Annotated in this window: 15 protein-coding genes; 10 read left to right on the forward strand and 5 right to left on the reverse strand. The window is 45.9% G+C overall.

Annotated features, from left to right (window positions below; genetic code table 11):
* Positions 1-18 precede the first annotated feature (18 nt).
* From AC58QD_RS16270 to AC58QD_RS16290, 5 genes are all read left to right on the forward strand, one after another.
* Positions 19-945, forward strand: a complete 927-nt coding sequence (locus AC58QD_RS16270; RefSeq protein WP_497335045.1) for an ABC transporter permease — start codon at positions 19-21, stop codon at positions 943-945.
* Between the two features lie 18 nt (positions 946-963).
* The gene (locus AC58QD_RS16275) at positions 964-1833 is read left to right on the forward strand and encodes a carbohydrate ABC transporter permease (protein WP_497335047.1); all 870 of its coding nucleotides are present in this window, start codon (positions 964-966) and stop codon (positions 1831-1833) included.
* 197 nt (positions 1834-2030) lie between these two features.
* Positions 2031-3635, forward strand: coding sequence for an extracellular solute-binding protein (locus AC58QD_RS16280; protein WP_497335049.1), 1605 nt, complete (start codon positions 2031-2033; stop codon positions 3633-3635).
* Between the two features lie 87 nt (positions 3636-3722).
* Entirely contained in the window at positions 3723-5870 is a 2148-nt protein-coding gene (locus tag AC58QD_RS16285; RefSeq protein WP_497335051.1) for a family 20 glycosylhydrolase, read from the forward strand.
* A gap of 305 nt (positions 5871-6175) precedes the next feature.
* The gene (locus AC58QD_RS16290; protein WP_497335053.1) at positions 6176-7225 is read left to right on the forward strand and encodes an alcohol dehydrogenase catalytic domain-containing protein; all 1050 of its coding nucleotides are present in this window, start codon (positions 6176-6178) and stop codon (positions 7223-7225) included.
* A 135-nt stretch (positions 7226-7360) separates the two neighbouring features.
* On the opposite strand, the gene AC58QD_RS16295 is transcribed toward AC58QD_RS16290, so the two are convergent.
* Complete coding sequence (locus AC58QD_RS16295; protein WP_497335055.1) at positions 7361-8545, reverse strand: glycosyltransferase family 2 protein; 1185 nt, start codon at positions 8543-8545, stop codon at positions 7361-7363.
* A gap of 110 nt (positions 8546-8655) precedes the next feature.
* On the opposite strand from AC58QD_RS16295, the gene yyaC reads away from it, so the two are divergent.
* The gene (gene yyaC / locus AC58QD_RS16300) at positions 8656-9204 is read left to right on the forward strand and encodes a spore protease YyaC (protein WP_497335426.1); all 549 of its coding nucleotides are present in this window, start codon (positions 8656-8658) and stop codon (positions 9202-9204) included.
* A gap of 20 nt (positions 9205-9224) precedes the next feature.
* Here yyaC and AC58QD_RS16305 read toward each other — a convergent pair whose 3' ends face one another.
* The 3 genes from AC58QD_RS16305 to AC58QD_RS16315 form a co-directional block, all read right to left on the reverse strand.
* Positions 9225-9986 (reverse strand): GT-D fold domain-containing glycosyltransferase, encoded by a 762-nt coding sequence (locus AC58QD_RS16305; protein WP_497335057.1) that lies wholly within the window; start codon positions 9984-9986, stop codon positions 9225-9227.
* On the reverse strand, positions 9983-11104 hold the full coding sequence (locus tag AC58QD_RS16310; RefSeq protein WP_497335059.1) for a glycosyltransferase family 2 protein: 1122 nt from the start codon (positions 11102-11104) through the stop codon (positions 9983-9985). The genes AC58QD_RS16305 and AC58QD_RS16310 overlap by 4 nt, the downstream gene beginning before the upstream one ends.
* 187 nt (positions 11105-11291) lie before the next feature.
* Positions 11292-11537: a hypothetical protein gene (locus AC58QD_RS16315; protein WP_497335061.1), complete on the reverse strand. Its 246-nt coding sequence runs from the start codon at positions 11535-11537 to the stop codon at positions 11292-11294.
* A gap of 140 nt (positions 11538-11677) precedes the next feature.
* Here AC58QD_RS16315 and AC58QD_RS16320 point away from each other — a divergent pair, with 140 nt between their 5' ends.
* Entirely contained in the window at positions 11678-11929 is a 252-nt protein-coding gene (locus AC58QD_RS16320) for a hypothetical protein (RefSeq protein ID WP_497335063.1), read from the forward strand.
* On the opposite strand, the gene AC58QD_RS16325 is transcribed toward AC58QD_RS16320, so the two are convergent.
* The gene (locus AC58QD_RS16325; RefSeq protein ID WP_497335065.1) at positions 11919-14180 is read right to left on the reverse strand and encodes a helix-turn-helix transcriptional regulator; all 2262 of its coding nucleotides are present in this window, start codon (positions 14178-14180) and stop codon (positions 11919-11921) included. The two genes, AC58QD_RS16320 and AC58QD_RS16325, sit on opposite strands and share 11 nt — an antisense overlap.
* Before the next feature lie 279 nt (positions 14181-14459).
* On the opposite strand from AC58QD_RS16325, the gene AC58QD_RS16330 reads away from it, so the two are divergent.
* The 3 genes from AC58QD_RS16330 to AC58QD_RS16340 all read left to right on the forward strand — a co-directional run bounded on the left by AC58QD_RS16330 (position 14460) and on the right by AC58QD_RS16340 (position 17919).
* Positions 14460-15410 carry an ABC transporter permease gene (locus tag AC58QD_RS16330; RefSeq protein WP_497335428.1) on the forward strand — a complete coding sequence of 317 codons (951 nt, stop codon included), beginning with the start codon at positions 14460-14462 and terminating at the stop codon, positions 15408-15410.
* Positions 15411-15444: 34 nt separating this feature from the next.
* Positions 15445-16308, forward strand: a complete 864-nt coding sequence (locus tag AC58QD_RS16335) for a carbohydrate ABC transporter permease (RefSeq protein WP_497335067.1) — start codon at positions 15445-15447, stop codon at positions 16306-16308.
* 81 nt (positions 16309-16389) lie between these two features.
* Positions 16390-17919 (forward strand): extracellular solute-binding protein, encoded by a 1530-nt coding sequence (locus AC58QD_RS16340; RefSeq protein ID WP_497335069.1) that lies wholly within the window; start codon positions 16390-16392, stop codon positions 17917-17919.
* The last annotated feature ends 111 nt before the right edge of the window (positions 17920-18030 follow it).

Here is an 18030-nt window from a genome sequence, read left to right on the forward strand (position 1 = left end):
AGAATTGGAGGAGTAAGCATGCCAGCATGGCTTCATGAGTTGAAACGAAACTACGAGCGTAGGAAAGCGCTATATTGGATGGTTATTCCAGGCGCGCTGACCTACTTGATTTTTAAGTACTTGCCTATGTATGGAGTGATCATTGCGTTTAAGCAGTTTAATCCTTATGGAGGAACAGCGGCCATATGGAACAGTCCCTGGGTCGGCTTTCATTGGTTTCAGATTCTATTTGGGCAAAAGGATTTCTGGATACTGTTCCGAAATACGGTGACGATCAGCTTCTATTCCATCCTCATCGGCTTTCCGATTCCCATTATTCTGGCCATTCTGATTAACGAGATACGGAGCCTGAAATTCAAGAAAATCTCGCAAAGCTTAATTTATTTGCCGCATTTTTTATCCTGGGCGGTCATTAGCGGAATTCTTCTTGAGTTCCTTTCCCCTAATGGCGGTCTGATCAATAATGTGCTCGCCCTGTTCGGCGCAGAGCCTGTCTTTTTTCTCAACGATTCAAGATTTTTCAGGCCCATTCTAATCGGAGCAGGAATATGGAAGGAGATGGGTTGGGATTCCGTCATTTTTTTAGCTGCTATTGTCGGTATTGACTCCACGCTGTATGAAGCTGCCATCGTCGATGGCGCGAATAAGTGGAAGCAAATTTGGCATGTCACTTTACCGTCCATCTTTCCAATCATCTCCATTCTGCTTATTCTTTCAATAGGCCGAATTATGGATACAGGCTTCGAATCCATTTATACGTTATATAATCCAAATGTATACAATGTAGCAGACGTTTTTTCAACTTACATTTATAGAGTCGGCATTGGCGAAGGACAGTTCAGCTATATTACAGCAATGGGGCTATTTCAAAATATATCGAATATGATCCTTCTGATTGTTGCCAATCGGCTTTCAAAATCGATCAGCGGGAATGGCATCTGGTGACAGGGAGGCGAAAAGAGAATGGTTTCAAGGGGCGAAAAAATATTTATCGGCGTCAATTATTTCGTAATCACGTTCATATGCATCACTATGCTCTATCCGTTTCTCCATACGCTTGCTATTTCGATGAGCGGCCCCTCCCCGATTAAAAGCGGTCTCGTCTATTTGCTGCCCAAAGAGATCCAACTGGCTTCTTACAAGTATATTATCCAAAGCAAAATTTTTTGGCGCGGATTCCTGTTAACGGCATTCATCACGGCAGCGGGAACGGTCTACTCCCTGCTCATGACTTGCTTGCTCGCCTATCCATTATCGAAGAAGGATTTCAAATTGCGGACTCCGCTTACCTTCATGATCGTCTTTACGATGTTTTTCAGCGGCGGATTAATTCCCGAATATTTTTTATACAGATCCCTGCATCTCTATAACACCATTTACGTTTATATTTTGCCCGGCGCGATCGCGACGTGGAGCTTGCTCATCCTGCGGAATTTCTTTATGCAAATCCCGGAAGAAATCGAGGATTCCGCCTTTATTGACGGAGCGGGCGAATTTGCGATCTTGTTCAAAATCATTCTCCCTATCGCTCTGCCTGCCGTTGCGACCATTACGCTTTGGTATGCGGTAGGCAAATGGAATACGTACGATCAATCCTTGTATTTTACGTCATCGGAGAGATTGAGAACGTTGCAGGTTGTTTTAAGAAATGTCATCATGGACCAAGAAAATATTACGCAAAGCTCCCTCAATAGCGATCAATTGCGGGCCTTAACAAGCCAATCCCTGAAAGCAGCATGGATCATTTGTACGACCTTGCCAATTGTTTGTATATTCCCTTATTTGCAGAAGCACTTCGTTAAAGGCATTATCGTTGGTTCATTAAAAGGCTAGACTGAATGAATTACCTGCAGGAATATGGATTAAGCCCATTGAACAATTAAGTATCTACTAGAAGTACGACAGGGTCTGGATATGCATCCTTTAATATGGTGGAGGAGTGAATGCAAATGCACAATGCTTGCAAAAAAACTATGATTTTCATAGTTATGTCCGCATGGATCGCTGGACTGATAGGAGGATGTACATCCTTGAATACCCCGTCTATTCTCCAGCCGCCTTCGACGAACGTTTCGGCTCCTCCTCAAAGTTCGCCGTCGGCAGATGTCGCTTTCGAGAATGCACCTGTAGTCAAAATTATGAAAATAGATAATACGGCAGCCCAGAGAGCCGAGTCAAAGCTGCACGAAAAGGATAATCCCTATTCACGTTATATTTTTGATAAGACAGGGATTAAGGTGGTCATAGACAGGCAACCGGCAAACGGATATGAGCAAAAAGTACAGCTTGCGCTTGCCTCGCCCACGAGCATTGACCTGATCTTCCTGGATTACTCTTCTGCCAAATGCATGAATATTGCGAGGTCCGGTGCGCTGGCTTCGGTAAACGATTATTTGGATAAATACACAAACGTGAAAAAGGTTTACAATGACGAATATTGGGAGAGCACTACCTTCGATAAAAACAAGTATTTGATCGGGTCCATGTATCTGTTTCCGCGAGCCAACGTAGCAACTCTGATCCGTCAGGACTGGCTGGATAAATTAAATTTGAAAATGCCCAAAACCGTTGACGATCTATATCAGGTTGCCAAAGCATTCAAAGACAATAAACCGGATGGACAGCTTACGTTCGGCTTGACCGGCCGAAAAAATTTCTCTTATTTCTATGCCGTCAGCGCGGCTTATGGCAACCCAAGCGCTAATCCGGAGAAGCCTTACCTGTATCTAGATAAGCCACAGAAAAAAGTCGTTCTTTGGCATACCACAGCTGCAGCCAGACAATATTTTATCCAAGTGCAGAAGTTTTGGAATAATGGCTTGATTGATAAAGAAAGCGTAACCAATTCAAGCGATCAATTCTGGAACAAAATCAATAGCGGGCAAGTTGGGATCATCAGCCATCAGGCTGCCAGCACGGGCTGGCTGACAACGAGCATAAGGCAAACGCAGAAGAACAACCATGCTTTGCTGACGATCATTCCTCCGCTCACAGGTACAGGCCTGAAAAATCCTTTTGGCACGGAAGGAACCTATGAGATTACCGAGCCCTTCGACGGATTTTATGGTATACCGAAAGGCAATAAAAATATAGACAATGTTATGAAGGTGCTTAATTTTTTTACTTCCAGAGAAGGGATGGAATTTACAAAATACGGCATTGAAGGCACAGAGCATGATGTCGTTGGCGGCAATAAACAATTATCGAAGGCAAGATCGCAGAAAGTAAGTTTTATTAGCGATTATTATTTAACGGGGGACCCGGAGCTATTGAAGACAGGAGAATATTATGATTTGGCTGTAAAGGATTTGGGCGGTGGCGGCGATCCATCCTGGGATCCCGAGCGGGATGCCATCGTCAGAGTCAAGCAAGCTTTTAGCCTGTCTACACCTACATCGGTTCCAAATCAAAGCTGGGGGCTGATCATTCCAAGATTGTTGGAAGAAGATAAATATCCGGATTACAATTCCGCCATTACAGCGCTGTATATGAAAATGGTTACTGGGGAGTATGATGCAGCCAAAGATGTCGATTGGAACAAATATCTCAGCGATGTGGATAAAACGGGCATTAATGTGATCCTTCAAGCCAAGGAAGCTTATCTGAAAGTGAACGCGCCGCAATTTTTCAACTAAACCTTAGCGAAACAAGAGAAAGACCGAATCGTTCGTCATTTGTCCTTGCTACTAAATCTATCTCTTTATGAGGGAATGGAGAAACATATGAACTTGCCCGTACTAATGCCGGAACCGAACCAATTGAGGTTGAAGAGCGGCTATTTGCCAATTGGAAACACCGATCTTGTCCATGTAACCCCGGAAGTGGTTCTGCATTATCCGGAGTTGATCCAAGTGATGAATGACACCCTAGGTACCAATTTCAGTGTTCATTCGTATAAGGACAGCTGTAAAATAAGCGTAGTCTGGCTGTCCGATCAGCAATTGAAAGACGAATCATATCTCATTCATTGCGATATGGACGGGATGAGGATTGCCGCCAAAGACCGGAAAGGTTTCTTTTATGCCATTCAAACGGTGCGACAATTGATTGTGAAGCGATCGGACCATCAAATTGTATTTAAGAATGTCGAAATATTCGATTATCCGCATGTTGCTCAAAGAGGCGTCCACATTTATTTGCCCGCAAAAGAACAAATGGACTATTTTAAAAAGTTCGTAAAAGGGTTGGCCAATCTGAAATATAACCGCATCTATGTAGAAGTGAGCGCTATGGAATACAAACGGCATCCGGAAATCAACACATCCTGGATCCAATACGCAGAAGATCTCAATGAATTCCCAGAGAAAGCAAAGCTGTACCAAAACGCTTTTAAATATATGAAAGACAGCATCCATATCGAAAACGGAGGGGGCAACATAGTAAGTCAAGAAACGGTGAAGGAGCTGATTAGGTACTGCAAGGCGCATATGATTGAAGTGATTCCAGAAGTTCAATCGCTCAGTCATTGCGACTATCTCGTTATTCCGCACAGGGAAATTGCAGAAAGGCCGTATGATCCTTATCCGGACACGTATTGTCCGATGAACCCGCGCAGCTATGAGTTGCTGTTCGATGTCATGGATGAAGTCATCGAAGTGTTCGAACCGAATACCGTCCATATCGGGCATGACGAGTGGTATTCCTATTGTGAATGCGAGCGGTGCAAAGATTGGGACCCGGCGGATCTGTTTGCTTATGACGTTGGAAAAATTCACGGGTATTTGGCGGCCAAGGGCATCCAAACCGAAATGTACGGCGAAAAGTTTTTAAACGCGCATACGCTTGACGGGAGAGGACAAGGGGGCGCGTTCAAAGTAATCGAAAGCTATGAAGTCTCGAAAATCTTCTCGTATAGAGGTGCCGTGTACCCCGCATTGCACAAAATCCCGAACGATATTACTTTGTTTCAATGGTACTGGTCGATTGAACCGACAGGCTTTGAACAGTTCAAAAAACGCGGAATAAAGGGCATATGCAACAATTTTATGGGACCGGATGTACGCGATTGGGACCTGTATTCGAGAATGGACAACGTTATTGGCGGGGTGTGCTCCCACTGGGATGCGGTAGAGTTGGATAATATGGCCCGCGACGGGTTTCTGTTTAATGTGATTTATTCGTCTTTTCCATTTTGGAACGAGACCTACAACCATGATTCGTATGCTTGCGTCAGGGATTTGACGATCGCATACTCGCCGGATTTCTTACAGATCCTTAGCGGCGTCACCCTTCCTTCCCGCTCGAAGAGAGAGTATGAAACTATCCCCGTCCTAGTCAGGCACGAGCAGAAAGAGAAGTATTACCTAAAAACCTCGGCGTTGGAAATCCGAAATTTCCTGCATACGCATGTAGAGCATGAAGTTGGGTCTTACCGTTCCAAGATCAATCGTTATACGGTAGCCCAGACGTTCAGAGTAGCTATCATAGAGGAAAAGGCGGATAGTATTGTTTTCACCCACAACACGAATGCGGATATTCCTTTCCGGTCAGCCGATCATGGCTATAAGAAGGAGGACTATTTAATCGGTACATACACAGTGAACTATGAGGACGGGGCCACGTCTCTGATTGACTTGTATTTTGGCCATAACATAGGGAATTCCGGTGCAGATTGGGGGAGAAATGAATCGTCCAAGTATGCATACAGCACGAATATTTGTTTTCAGCAGGCGACTTTGTTTGCATGGCCTAGAATCATTGGCGAGAACGACAAGGGCTACCAAACGGTTTACGACTATGAATGGGTGAATCCGCATCCAGATAAGTTGATCACGTCGATTTCCCTAGCGGCCAACAACCTCGGCAAGCCCTTCAACATCCTGATTTATGGAATGACATGTGTGGCATTAAAGCGCAAAAATAAAAATTAACAAGCATATATGAGCAAATAATCGAAAGTAATCTAAATCTATATATGGAAATTATTTAAAATACGAGTACGCGATGCAATGTTTTACCTATATAATCCACAATTACATTGATTTCGGGAATGGGGAATGAAGTTATTGACAAGGGAATGTTTTTAAACTAATCTGTAATCGAGCAGAAATAAACATTATTGAGTGTATGTGAGCTTATACTCAATATAGATGAATTTGTCACCAAAGAAAGCGAGGAATGATAGTCGTTGCAATATTGTGCTGGAAATAGGATTCAATCGCGAGCGTTACGTCTTTTGCAACCCGGAGAAGTACAAGAAGTATCGATGTTCTATGAGCTGCGAGATGGACAAGTGGCCGTCGAACCCAGGATCGGAAGCATTTGTCATGCGGATTTGCGGTACTTTACAGGTCAACGCAGACCAGAGGCACTTGCGCGCAAGCTTCCTATGGCCCTTATTCATGAAGGTGTTGGTACAATAATAGAGAGTCGATCCGAAGGCTTCCATAATGGGGATCGTGTTATTATCGTACCGAACCTGCCGGGTCATGTTTATGACGGGATCAGCCCTGAAGATTGTTGCCCATCCTGTCGAGCTGGAAATGGGGATAATTATTGTGAGAGAGGACAATTCCTGGGGAGCGGGAAGGATGGAATCGCACAAAGTCGTGTTGTGTTACCGGCGGAATGTGTCATCGCGGTTCCGACTGAAGTTCCCGACGATATTGCCGTACTCGCAGAGCTATGTTCAGTATCCTACCAGGCATTAAGCCGAGTAGCCAACAAACTTAGTTGGGCGAGAGTTGCCGTTTTCGGTGATGGACCGGTTGGGTACTTGACGGCTGCTATGCTCCATCATATTTATGGAGTTGGTACAGATAGACTCCAAGTATTCGGAGCAATTCCAGACAAATTGGATAACTTCAAGTTCGCCCAAACCGATCTCGTCCAAGAATACGATTTCAATAACAGTAAACCATTTGATATTGCAGTTGAATGTACAGGGGGCCGTTTTTCAGAAAGTGCGGTTAATCAAGCAATCGACATTCTCTCGCCTGGCGGCGTGCTGATTCTGATGGGCGTAACCGAGGAGCGGGTGCCGATCAACACACGAGACGTTCTGGAGAGAGGCATCACTATGATTGGCAGCAGCCGAAGTTCTGCAGCAGATTATTATCCAGTCGTCAAAGCGATGCGAGACCCTGCTTGTCAGGAGACTTTAAGAAGAATATTGCCGAATGAACATATAGAAGTGCGGGGAGCGGAGCAATTCACGGCAGCAATGGAAGAAGCTGCAGAACACCGCGGTTGGAAAAAAACAATACTGGCCTTCAACTGGAAATAACCTGTTCCTCATAGTGCTGTTCCTGCATTACTTCGAAATACTTGGATATAATGGAATCATACTTATTAGAATGCAAAAAACAAGAGGGCTGTATCGAGCAGTGGAAATTCACCTGCTTCGAAACAGTCCTCTTTCCTATGTGTCAGAACGCTTCTTCTTAAGCTCCCGCAGCGAGTAGAAGGTGCCTCTCCAGTAAATGCCGCCCCGCCGGAGCGTCAGATAGACAGACCGGCCAAGGACGTATACAAGCAGGCAGACGGTGAAAGGAAAGACGATCACCTCGCGCAGTCCAGAGTCTTTGGTCAATCGCCGTGTACTTACTATATATAGACTGATAGCAATCGCAGCGCTTAATGCATAAGCCGCTCGTGACCAACCCGGCATGATCCAAAGGCCAATGAATGGATAGGCGAAGAAGAGCAGCTGTCCAAGCATCCCTGCAAGCGCGTAGGAGAAGCGATAACGGAATCCAGAGAAGAAGTTCTTCTCGAGACCTAATACGGCGCTCCTCAGATCCGGATACCATTCCACTTCCAAGTGGTCATTACCGGTTACGAATCTTTGCACATACATCCCTTTCTTCACCCGATATCCGAGCTGCAAGTCGTCGTCCGGCTGCAGAGCGAAAGCCTTGTGAGTACCAATGCCTTCGTAGGCTTGACGACGAATAAGATTGAAAGCGCCGATCCCCATCCCATGGCGATGCTGATGATCGATATTCGCTCGCCAAGGACGAATGAATAGGCACAGGGAGAACAAGAAATAGTGAACGAATGCTCGAAGCCAGAAGGAGCGCGATTTCATATAAGGGCTCATCGTTACATGATCAGCACCTTGCTTATCGGCATACGCTATAGCATCACGCAAAGTATGGGGTTGAAACTTCACGTCAGCATCGGTAAACAGCAAATAGTTCCCTTTAGCTTGTTTGTAGCCTTGATACAAGGCGTGGTTTTTACCGAGCCAGCCTTCCGGCAATGTAGTAATATGTATAATAGTAAGCCGGATGCGACTCTCGGGCATACTCTCCGACCACTTTCGCAGCTCCTCCAGCTTCCGCCCGGTGGAGTCTTGGGAGCGATCATTGACTGCAATAATTTCGAATCGGCCATAATCTTGCTTCAACAGATGCTGTACGGTGTCACGAATTGTAGTTTCTTCTTCCTTAGCAGCAAGGATGATCGAAACAAGCGGTGTTTTAGACGGCGCATTCGAGCTTCTTGGCAATGGCCTGAGAAGCTTAATACCGACCAAGGTTTGAATTAGCATAAACATCCAGTACAGCAATGTAACAGTGGCAGCAGCTTCCCAAACTGACATAACGGCGTCCTCCTCAGGACTGGCAAAATGTTCTTAAAACTATTGTACCTTGTTAAGCCCTAGGAAAGGAAGAGCGCTTCATGAATCCAACTCATTCTAATCAGCCTCCTATGCAATCAAGCGAGCTTGATCTAATCGCTCAAACAGCTTCTTACCGACATAAAGTAAAGGGCGATAGGCTGATTGATTTTTTTCAGTCCATTCGTAAGGAAGGCGTAAGCCTGGAGCAGCTTATTTTCTTCTGTATCGGAACGGATCGGTCTACGGGTGATGCGCTCGGTCCATTGGTAGGCACTTTTCTTACAGAAGCAGGCTATACACGGGTTGTAGGGACACTCAGTAATCCTTGTGATGGAAGCAATATGGAAGCTCGGCTTGCTCAACTGCCCGCAGAAGGAATCGTCATCGCCATAGACGCATGTCTGGGCAAGCCTAACTCACTTGGACAATATCAGGTAGCCAATCTCCCCTTAGAACCGGGGAAGTCCGTGGGGAAGCGGTTGCCTGCTGTTGGTCATTACTCCATAGCGGCTATTGTTAATGTAGACGGCCCAAAGAAATATTGGATTCTGCAAAATACTTCCTTGCACCATGTTGTACAAATGGCCAAAGATATAACGGCAGCAATTATCACCGTATTCCCCATCGAAGAACAATAGCTCTTATCCGAATGCTGGATTCAAGGGATCAAATTCATGTTCGCCTTCTCCGAGGAATGCTTTAATCCTGCCTTCTCCTCGACGATAAACATTAGAGATTTGCCGAAATCCAGAGCCACCTTGCCCGTCTGCTCCGCGATGGCTGGAGCCAGGATGACTGCATTCACACCGCAAGACAGGAGGACGACGTCGAAGTCGTCCTTTCTTTTTCTCATCCTTTTTAAAGTCTTCTTGGTTTGTTGATAATCCTTGAAGTCAATTGTGAAAGCAATATTCAGCTTGTACGGTTTGTTACGCAATATTCGGCTAACCGGCGCTGCCCAACCGCTAATCAAAACGACCCGTTTGTCTCTCAGCAGGCTCCAGAATTCGTTCTTCTGGGCAAAAACCCGATTGACGAACGTATGACAGATTTGCTTCGGCTGAATGTTCAGCTGTTGGAACACTTTCTCCGTAAGCTCGCGCTTCAAGCTATCATCTGCACGAATAGGATCGTTATTCCAGAATGGAATACCCACAATATCAGCGCGGTTAATGCCGGATGCGAGCTCATCTCGCAGCTGCAAATTTGGCAGAGAAACGCCCTTCATGCCTTTGTTCGCCTGTATGGCCCACTTTGTCTGAAGGACTTGTTCCACAGTCATAGCGGTTTGTTGGGCAAGCACGATATTCTCGCCGTCTCCGACCCGAACAAGAGAGAAAGGTTTCTCCTCCTTAAGAGCCGTACGGACAGCCTTGAGTACATCGTTAACAGTAAAAAAAGCCCGATCCTCTACAATCATGTTGAAGTGTCCCTCCTTTTTTTCTTGTCCCAGGAATAATAGTTGATTAGAGGGATAGACGGCTTCATCATGGGAAGTTTCTGTTTTATGGATGTGTCATACAAGAATATACTTGTTCCAGGAAGGGAGTGTATGATATTTTCCTCGATTGGCCTCATGGAAAGGTCAAAGGACATGATGATGCGGTGATCCATTATTCTAGTCGTCAGGGCATATCTCTTATAGCTGCTTATTTCTTTGGACGCGTACAAATCAATCGTGATATTCGATCCGTTATAGGGATGAAGGACGCTGGCTAGATGGATGTTCTCATAGCTGCTGTCGTAGACCACGCTAGCTGAATCAAAGGGATCGAACTTGTACTTTTTTGGCCCGCGCCGGGACAGAGTAACTTGAAACAAGCTCGAGCCTTTCCGAAAATGAGTGCCGGGATCTCCGAAATTAGTGCTTAATGAATCGTAAGGATATACAAAATATTTATTGTGCTCCAGCATATATTTTGCATAATATTTTTTCCAGGACGTGTATGGCCACTTTTTAACGCTTCGCGATAAGGAAGGATTATCAAAGTTGTCTATCGCCATGCTTGATTGACTTTGATACCAGGTTGTATAGGACACCCACTGTTCAGAAGTCCACACCTGTCCCCAGGAAGTGGGAAGCTGACTGAAGAATACGTCATACATGCTTTGCAACGGTTCAAAGGGAAGCTTGGAGCTCTCATTGAAGCGCGGAGAATATAACGAAATACCGGCTATACGAGTGTCTTTTCTGTAGTAATCCATTGCTTGAAGCGCATAATTGTAGAAATCTGGGGATACATAAATATCATCTTCCAAAAGAATAATGCTTCCGTATTTGTGAGATAAATTACCGCATAGCATCACGTGCTTACGCAGTCCGAGATTATGCCTTTGACAAATGACTTGCTTGTCACCGTACTTCCAACCAAAAAGGCTTGCTGCTTCTCGTACATCCTGATTGGACTCGCCCCCATCGATGCTGATGATGAGTTTCACTTTATGATCCGGATAGGCAGCATTGGACAATGCGCGGAGACATCTCTCCAAGGCATGCTTTCGATTATACGCCACAACAACAATCACGAGCTCCTTCACCCTAATTTCACCGTCCTTTATACAGGGATTAGCGCAGTTCTACTCTGTAATCTATGCAGCTCTTAACTAACGTGATTGTCCGATAGACTATCTTTTTGCAGAAAAAAACGCACCTCAAACACCTCGGCAGCGAATGGTTCCGCCAGGGTGTTTGCGGTGCGGGCTAATGTGCCGCATTCAGTCTCGGTCATCTTCTAGCTTTGTCTTGTGCTCGGAAATAATCTCCAATCCTGCCGAAAATCGCGTATGTCACTACGGTCAATAAGTAAACAAAGTAAATGTTGTAGTAATGGATGTCGGAGAATATCTCAAGCAACCATACCGGAACACTGAACATAAATAAGAAAATGTTGTCGGGATCAACTCCCGAATAGTTAAACAAGCATAAAACAATCGCGAACAGAGTGAGGATCATCGTAGCTTTATACTTCATCGCAACCTCCAAGATGGTATAGGTTTGGAATGGGTCAGTTTGAGTACCTATAGTATGTGAAAATGGATCCTTTTCCATTCCTTCTCTATTATGGTTTCTTATCGAATCCACAAACAACGGAACCCGATGTGGACTAATGTATGATTTTATCCGCGCTACAGCGCAACGAGCCGAGCTCTGCGAAGCTGCAAAGCGGAAAATCCGCGCTACAGCGCAACGAGCCGAGCTCAGCGGAGCTGCAAAGAGGAAAATCCGCGCTGCAGCGCAACGAGCTGAGTTCTGCGAAGCTGCAAAGCGGAAAATCCGCGCTACAGCGCAACGAGCCAAGCTCAGCGGAGCTGCAAAGCGGAAAATCCGCTGCTTTTACTGATATAAGTCTAATCACAGCTTAGCCTTCTCCATCCGATATTCCCGTGGTGTTTGACCGGTTGTTTTCTTGAACGTGCGGTTGAACGAGTTCAAGTTGTTATAGCCAACCTGCTCTGCGATGTCCTGAATTCTTGCATCTGTGCTCAGCAAGAGCTCACAGGCTCTGCGGATGCGCACCTCATGGACATAGTCGAGGAAATTCTCCCCCGTCTTGTCTTTGAAATACGTGGACAAGTACCCTCCAGTAATGTCCAGCTTATCCGCCACGAGCTCCAATGTAATGTCCTCGCGATAGTGTTTCTCAATATATTCCTTCACGAAGCCTGTAATCGGGTCGCGCTCTTCCCGCTTGGCTCGCACCCTATCGGCGGCTAGACCCAGATACGCATCGAAGAACTTCGCGAGCTGCTCTGCCGAATGAATGCGGCGGAGCTGAGCTCCCGCGTCGCGCAAGCCGGCGATGCTCTCCGTGTCGATGCCGACCGCCGCGAGCACGCGCGACACCTTGCGGACGAGATCGTCCGCGAACTGCAAGAACTGCGCAGCGCTCGCCTCCTTGCGCTGCATGGACGCCAGTATGCGCTGCACGAGCTGGCGCACAGCGTCCCCGTGACCTGCTTGCAGCTGGGTCTCGAATTCATGCGCTTGCGCGGCAGACAATACCGAGGCCGCCTCGCCCTTCTGCTTAGGCGCGCCAGACACAATCTGCGTCCCGTTCTTCAGCTGACGCTGCTTCACAAGCTCGAGCACCCGCTCGTAAGCGGCCGTGTACGCGCCAGCTTGCTCAGACGGCTCGCTAACCGCGATGGTGAAATAACAGCTCTCTTGATCCTTGTCGAACTCCTGTTTCATCTCCTCAAGCACTAGGTCAAGCGCTGACGCCCCTTCTTCCAAGAATACAAGAGTCAGGATCTGATCATACTCGATCTGGAACGTATGAGAGTCAGGGAATGCCTCACTCATTGTCTTGCGAATATATTCCCGGAACAAATAGGTGACACGCTCTTCTGAAATTTCGCCCTCCGCCTGGAACTGAGAAGTAAAGGCTAGCTGAAACAGAACGAATACATACGGTTTATTACTATCGAACTCGAGCGTCCCAAGCTGCTTGTCCATGTTGTCCGGAATGCCTTTGAGCTTGTTCGTGTAGACGTAGGAGCGAAGCAAGGAATTTTTCTCGTCGAGATCCAGATGGATCGAATGCTGTACCTGCTGCATGTGATTTATCGCTTCGTTAATCACTTCGAACTCATTAGCTCTACTCTTCTGCGGTGCATTCGCATTCATACGTCTTAAGGACTCGATAATCCGCTGCACAGGATTGTTGAAGCGCAAGCTGAACAATACGGAAGTCCCGATGCTGATGGCGATAGCAACTAGCAGCAGAGTGATCAATGTGAAGTTCAAGCGTGAAACAATAGCCGATATATGGGCGTCCGGAACAATATTTATGTAGGTGATCCCAGTGGTGTCCCCTTTTTTATAGAAGAAATACTGCTCATTTTGTCTAATATATCCTTGCTTATCCGGAAGGGCAGGCATCTCACTGATCTCCTCAGCGTGATTGGAGAACAATACTTTCCCGTCCTGGCCGAGAATGACGATTTTCTCATTAATAGAGCGGTGAAAAGCGGTCACAAGCCGATCCGAGCGCAGCAGACTAACCATATGCAGATCGGGATAGAATCTATTCTTGGCCACAATCGGGATGAGCGGGCCCAGATCAACAGGCGATTGCTTCAAGGTTATCTCCAAGAATCGGGAGGCCGGATAAATCCGTGAGGTAAAGGGCTCTTTGAACTGTCCTTTCCAATAATCGTAGGAGTAACTCGGGCTGGAATAGAACTTGTTAAATGCTGTTTCGGGATCGGTGCTGCCTCCTTTGCCTAAGACCAAACGAGTAGATTCGAACACAACGAGGAAATCTTCTATATATAAGAGATCATTCGAAACCGTATTCAAGATATCCGTTCGCAGCTGATTGGCAATCTCATAGGAGAAATCGGGTTTGTTCAACAACTGGACCCGGTCTTTGGAGTAAAAGCTGTACATGAGCTTGATGACCAGGCTGAAATGATTCTCGAAGCCGTCAGTCGTATTGTTCAGATTCTGGGTATTGTAACGAATGATTTCTTCTCGAATCTGTTTGCGGAAGTAAGTGAAGGAAAGAAAGTTAAAAGAGGCCAGCAGCACAATAATAAGCATAAAGCTGAGCAGAAGTCTGCGGAATAGAGAGGAGCTCTTGTTTTTCAGCTTGAGGATTCGACGCATCATAACCTTTACTCCTTCCTGACCTACATCTAGAACTTGATTATGATCATATCATGCCCATGTTGGCAAGGAACTTGTCGATTATTCGAAAACCTAATCATATTACGATTTTTCCTCAAAACAGTGAAGTTATCGAAAAGAAAGCGGTTTCTTTTCCGTGAAATCTGTCTTAACATAGCACTTACAAAGGGATCGAACACAAGCAATAGCGTGAACGAAAACCGAGCTGAAGAGAAGACGGAGGAGAATTGGCGTATGGCAAACGGAGCGAATTCCATTACTATGAATAGACCAACTAACGCCGAACCGGCACCGGTCAAAAAGCAAACAAATCGTTTTCTCAAGAGATTGTCGAATAGCAAATACTTATTATTGCTCTTCTTACCTTGTCTTCTATATTACGCGGTGTTCAAATACGCCCCCATCGGCGGGATTATCATTTCATTCAAAAACTACAATTTATTCAAAGGAATCTGGGACAGTCCGTGGGTCGGGATGAAGTGGTACGTCATGTTTCTGCAAAATCCTGACTTCCTGGTTATCCTGAAAAATACATTTTTACTCGGTGTCTACAAGCTTGTCTTCGGATTCCCGGCACCTATCATACTTGCGCTTTTGTTACATGAAATTAAAAACGCTTTCTTTAAACGTTTTGTGCAAACGGTCAGCTATTTGCCTCACTTCATTTCTAATGTTGTCGTAGCAAGTATGGTCATTATGTTCCTGTCCCCGTCAAGCGGGATCGTTAATCAGATGATCCAATGGTTCGGTTTTGAGCCAATCAATTTCATGGTGAAGCCGGATTTATTCCGCTGGATCTATGTGGCATCCGAGATTTGGCAGCATGTCGGTTGGGAAACGATCATTTATCTGGCCGCGCTAACCGCGATTGATCCAGGGCTGTACGAGGCGGCGGAGATTGACGGGGCCAGCCGTTGGAAGCAGATGGTCCATGTAACCTTGCCGGGGATTGCGCCCGCTATTGTTATCCTGTTCATTCTGAATATCGGAAAAGTGCTTGAGATCGGCTTCGAGAAGGTGTTCCTTTTGTACAATCCTGCGATTTATGAGACTGCGGACATTATCAGTACTTACGTTTATCGAACCGGGTTGAATCAGGGCAATTACAGCTACGCGACCGCAATCGACCTGTTCGGAGGCATTGTCGGACTGATCTTCGTATATTCCGCTAATTATATGTCTCGCAAAGTTAATCAAACGAGCCTCTGGTAGGCACTCGCACTTGTAAAAGAAGGAGAGGTAACCTATGAGAAAGAAGCGTTTCAGCATCGCAAACATTTTTATCGTACTAACATTGCTCGGTCTAGTTATTGTAACCGCTTATCCTTTTATCTATATGATTGCAGTCTCCCTTAGTGCAGATATATACGTCATGAAAGGTGAGGTCTCGTTGTGGCCCAAGGGCTTTAATACGAAAATGTACGAGATCGTGCTTAAGGACCCGAGAATATTTACCGCTTACATGAACACTTTCCTTTATGTGATACTGGGTACGGTGATTTCCCTGACCGTCACAGCCATGGGCGCCTACGCCTTATCTCGCAAAGATATGATATGGAACGTACCGTTCACTCTGCTTATCGTATTCACGATGTTTTTCCAGGGCGGTATGATCCCTACATTTCTGGTTGTAAAAGGGCTCCATCTCGTCGATACGATCTGGGGAATGGTGTTGCCGACTGCAATCAGTACTTGGAATCTGATCATTATGCGCACTTTTTTCACTAACATTCCCAAGGAGCTTGAAGAAGCGGGTAGAATGGACGGCTTGACCGACATCGGGATCTTCACTCGAATTGTGCTGCCGCTGTCCAAAGCGGCCTTGTCTACAATCGGCTTGTTCTACGCAGTCGGGATCTGGAACAATTTTTACTCAGCGCTGCTCTATCTTCGATCACCTGATTTGTTCCCGCTCCAAGTAGTTTTGCGCAACATAGTACTGGCGGGCCAAGTCAATTCCAGCGAGGTCACAAGTGTGGACAGCCTGGTTGTGGAGGAATCTTTGAAATTCGCGACGATCATCGTGTCTACCGTACCTATTCTGCTAGTGTATCCCTTTTTGCAAAAATATTTCGTTAAGGGTGTCATGATCGGCTCCGTGAAAGGGTAATCTCCCCCAATAGGGTCTGATCTCCAATAGAAGATACCAAAGCTGCGACAAATGGCTCAACATTTTGAAAGGGGAATGGCTATGAAGAAATGGTTATCCATCGCACTATCCGCGACTCTGGCCGTAAGCGTGCTTGCTGGCTGTTCGGGAAAAGAGGAAGCATCTCCATCGGGTTCGACTGGAGATACGGGCAGCAAGTCGGCAGTGATCAAGAAACAGACGTTCAAGATGCTCGTGGAATCTCATCCAAGCTGGCCTTACAGTAAAGATTGGCCGGTCTGGAAAATGATTGAGGAGAAGACTGGAGCCACATTTGATGTGCAAGTGCCTTCCGGTAAAATTGATGACGCGTTAAGTCTGACCGTAGCATCTGGTGAAATGCCGGACATCATGTATACCCTGGACAAAAAGCTGGCTGATAAATACGGTCAACAAGGTGCGCTCGTTAACATTCTCGACTATGTCGACAAAATGCCCAATTTCAAGAAATGGTTGACCAAGTATCCGAACGAAGCGCAGAACTCTCTAGCTGCCGATGGCAAAATGTACATCTTCCCTAATGAAGGAATCAGCGAGACGAACCGCAACATCTGGATGTACCGCGAGGATCTTTTCAAGCAGCACAACTTGCAAATTCCCAAAACGTATGACGAGTTATATACGGTATTGAAGAAGCTGAAGGAGCTGTACCCGAACAGTTATCCGTTCGCTTTCCGTACTGGCGCTAACTTGCAAATCATGCGCAATCTCTCTACCAACTTCGTGACCAATGAGGATTTCTACTATGATTTTGATAAAAAAGTGTGGAAATATGGTCCAATCGAGGATAACTACAAAACGTTGGTAACATACTTGAACAAATTTTATAAAGAAGGCTTAATGCCGCCAGACTGGCTCACGACCGATGTGAAGCAGTGGCAGGATCTTGTCTCGACGAACCGCACGTTCGTAACAGTAGATTATATCGGCCGGATTGATAACTTCAATACGCCGCTGCGCAAAGACAATCCTAAATTTACAATGGCATTTATGGCTCCGCCTTCAGGTATTGCCGGCGCGCCTCAGAAAAATCCGTTCACGCATTTCAAAATTTCAGGTATGATGGTGGCATCTACATCCAAAAAAATCGATGATCTAATGAAAGCATTGGATTTTTATTATTCCGAAGAAGGCCGTACCATGCTCAGTTGGGGTAAGGAAGGCGAAACGTACAAGGTGGAGAACGGCAAGAAGAAATTCATCGAGAATTATGTAGATGTTGGAGATTTGCGTAAGAAAACAGGAGTTTCGACTAACGGTGCTTATACTTGGTTCGATTATGATGCCCATCTGTCACTAGCCACTCCTGAGCTGCAGCAAACGTACGTAGAAGCACGTAAGTATGACGCTGCGCTTGATCCGGAACCGCCTATGACGGAGAAGGAAATGGAAGTTATGACAACCACATATGCCGCAATTGTGAAGCATCGTGATCAGAATATCAGCAAATTTATTCTAGGGGAGCGTAACATCGCGGAGTGGGACAAATTCGTTGAGGAACAGAAGAAGCTTGGCGTGGACAAAGTGATTGAAGTGCATAAGGCTGCTTATGAGCGTACTTTGAAAAAGTAGGAGCAATTATAAATTGGAGCAGGCGGGGGAAACGAGGTGGATTCGTTTTCCCTGTCCCTTATGCAGAGCTTGAATGGATGTGCTCCGTGCTCTATTAAGTAGGAGGTTAGG

The sequence above is a fragment of the Paenibacillus sp. J2R1T-4 genome, assembly GCF_059692235.1.

Excerpts from the sequence above, each read along its gene's own strand:
- AC58QD_RS16270 (WP_497335045.1), top strand. The coding sequence starts at position 19 with ATGCCAGCATGGCTTCATGAGTTGAAACGAAACTACGAGCGTAGGAAA.
- AC58QD_RS16275 (WP_497335047.1), top strand. The coding sequence starts at position 964 with ATGGTTTCAAGGGGCGAAAAAATATTTATCGGCGTCAATTATTTCGTA.
- AC58QD_RS16285 (WP_497335051.1), top strand. The coding sequence starts at position 3,723 with ATGAACTTGCCCGTACTAATGCCGGAACCGAACCAATTGAGGTTGAAG.
- AC58QD_RS16295 (WP_497335055.1), bottom strand. The coding sequence starts at position 8,545 with ATGTCAGTTTGGGAAGCTGCTGCCACTGTTACATTGCTGTACTGGATG.
- yyaC (WP_497335426.1), top strand. The coding sequence starts at position 8,656 with ATGCAATCAAGCGAGCTTGATCTAATCGCTCAAACAGCTTCTTACCGA.
- AC58QD_RS16305 (WP_497335057.1), bottom strand. The coding sequence starts at position 9,986 with ATGATTGTAGAGGATCGGGCTTTTTTTACTGTTAACGATGTACTCAAG.
- AC58QD_RS16315 (WP_497335061.1), bottom strand. The coding sequence starts at position 11,537 with ATGAAGTATAAAGCTACGATGATCCTCACTCTGTTCGCGATTGTTTTA.
- AC58QD_RS16320 (WP_497335063.1), top strand. The coding sequence starts at position 11,678 with ATGATTTTATCCGCGCTACAGCGCAACGAGCCGAGCTCTGCGAAGCTG.
- AC58QD_RS16325 (WP_497335065.1), bottom strand. The coding sequence starts at position 14,180 with ATGATGCGTCGAATCCTCAAGCTGAAAAACAAGAGCTCCTCTCTATTC.
- AC58QD_RS16330 (WP_497335428.1), top strand. The coding sequence starts at position 14,460 with ATGAATAGACCAACTAACGCCGAACCGGCACCGGTCAAAAAGCAAACA.
- AC58QD_RS16335 (WP_497335067.1), top strand. The coding sequence starts at position 15,445 with ATGAGAAAGAAGCGTTTCAGCATCGCAAACATTTTTATCGTACTAACA.
- AC58QD_RS16340 (WP_497335069.1), top strand. The coding sequence starts at position 16,390 with ATGAAGAAATGGTTATCCATCGCACTATCCGCGACTCTGGCCGTAAGC.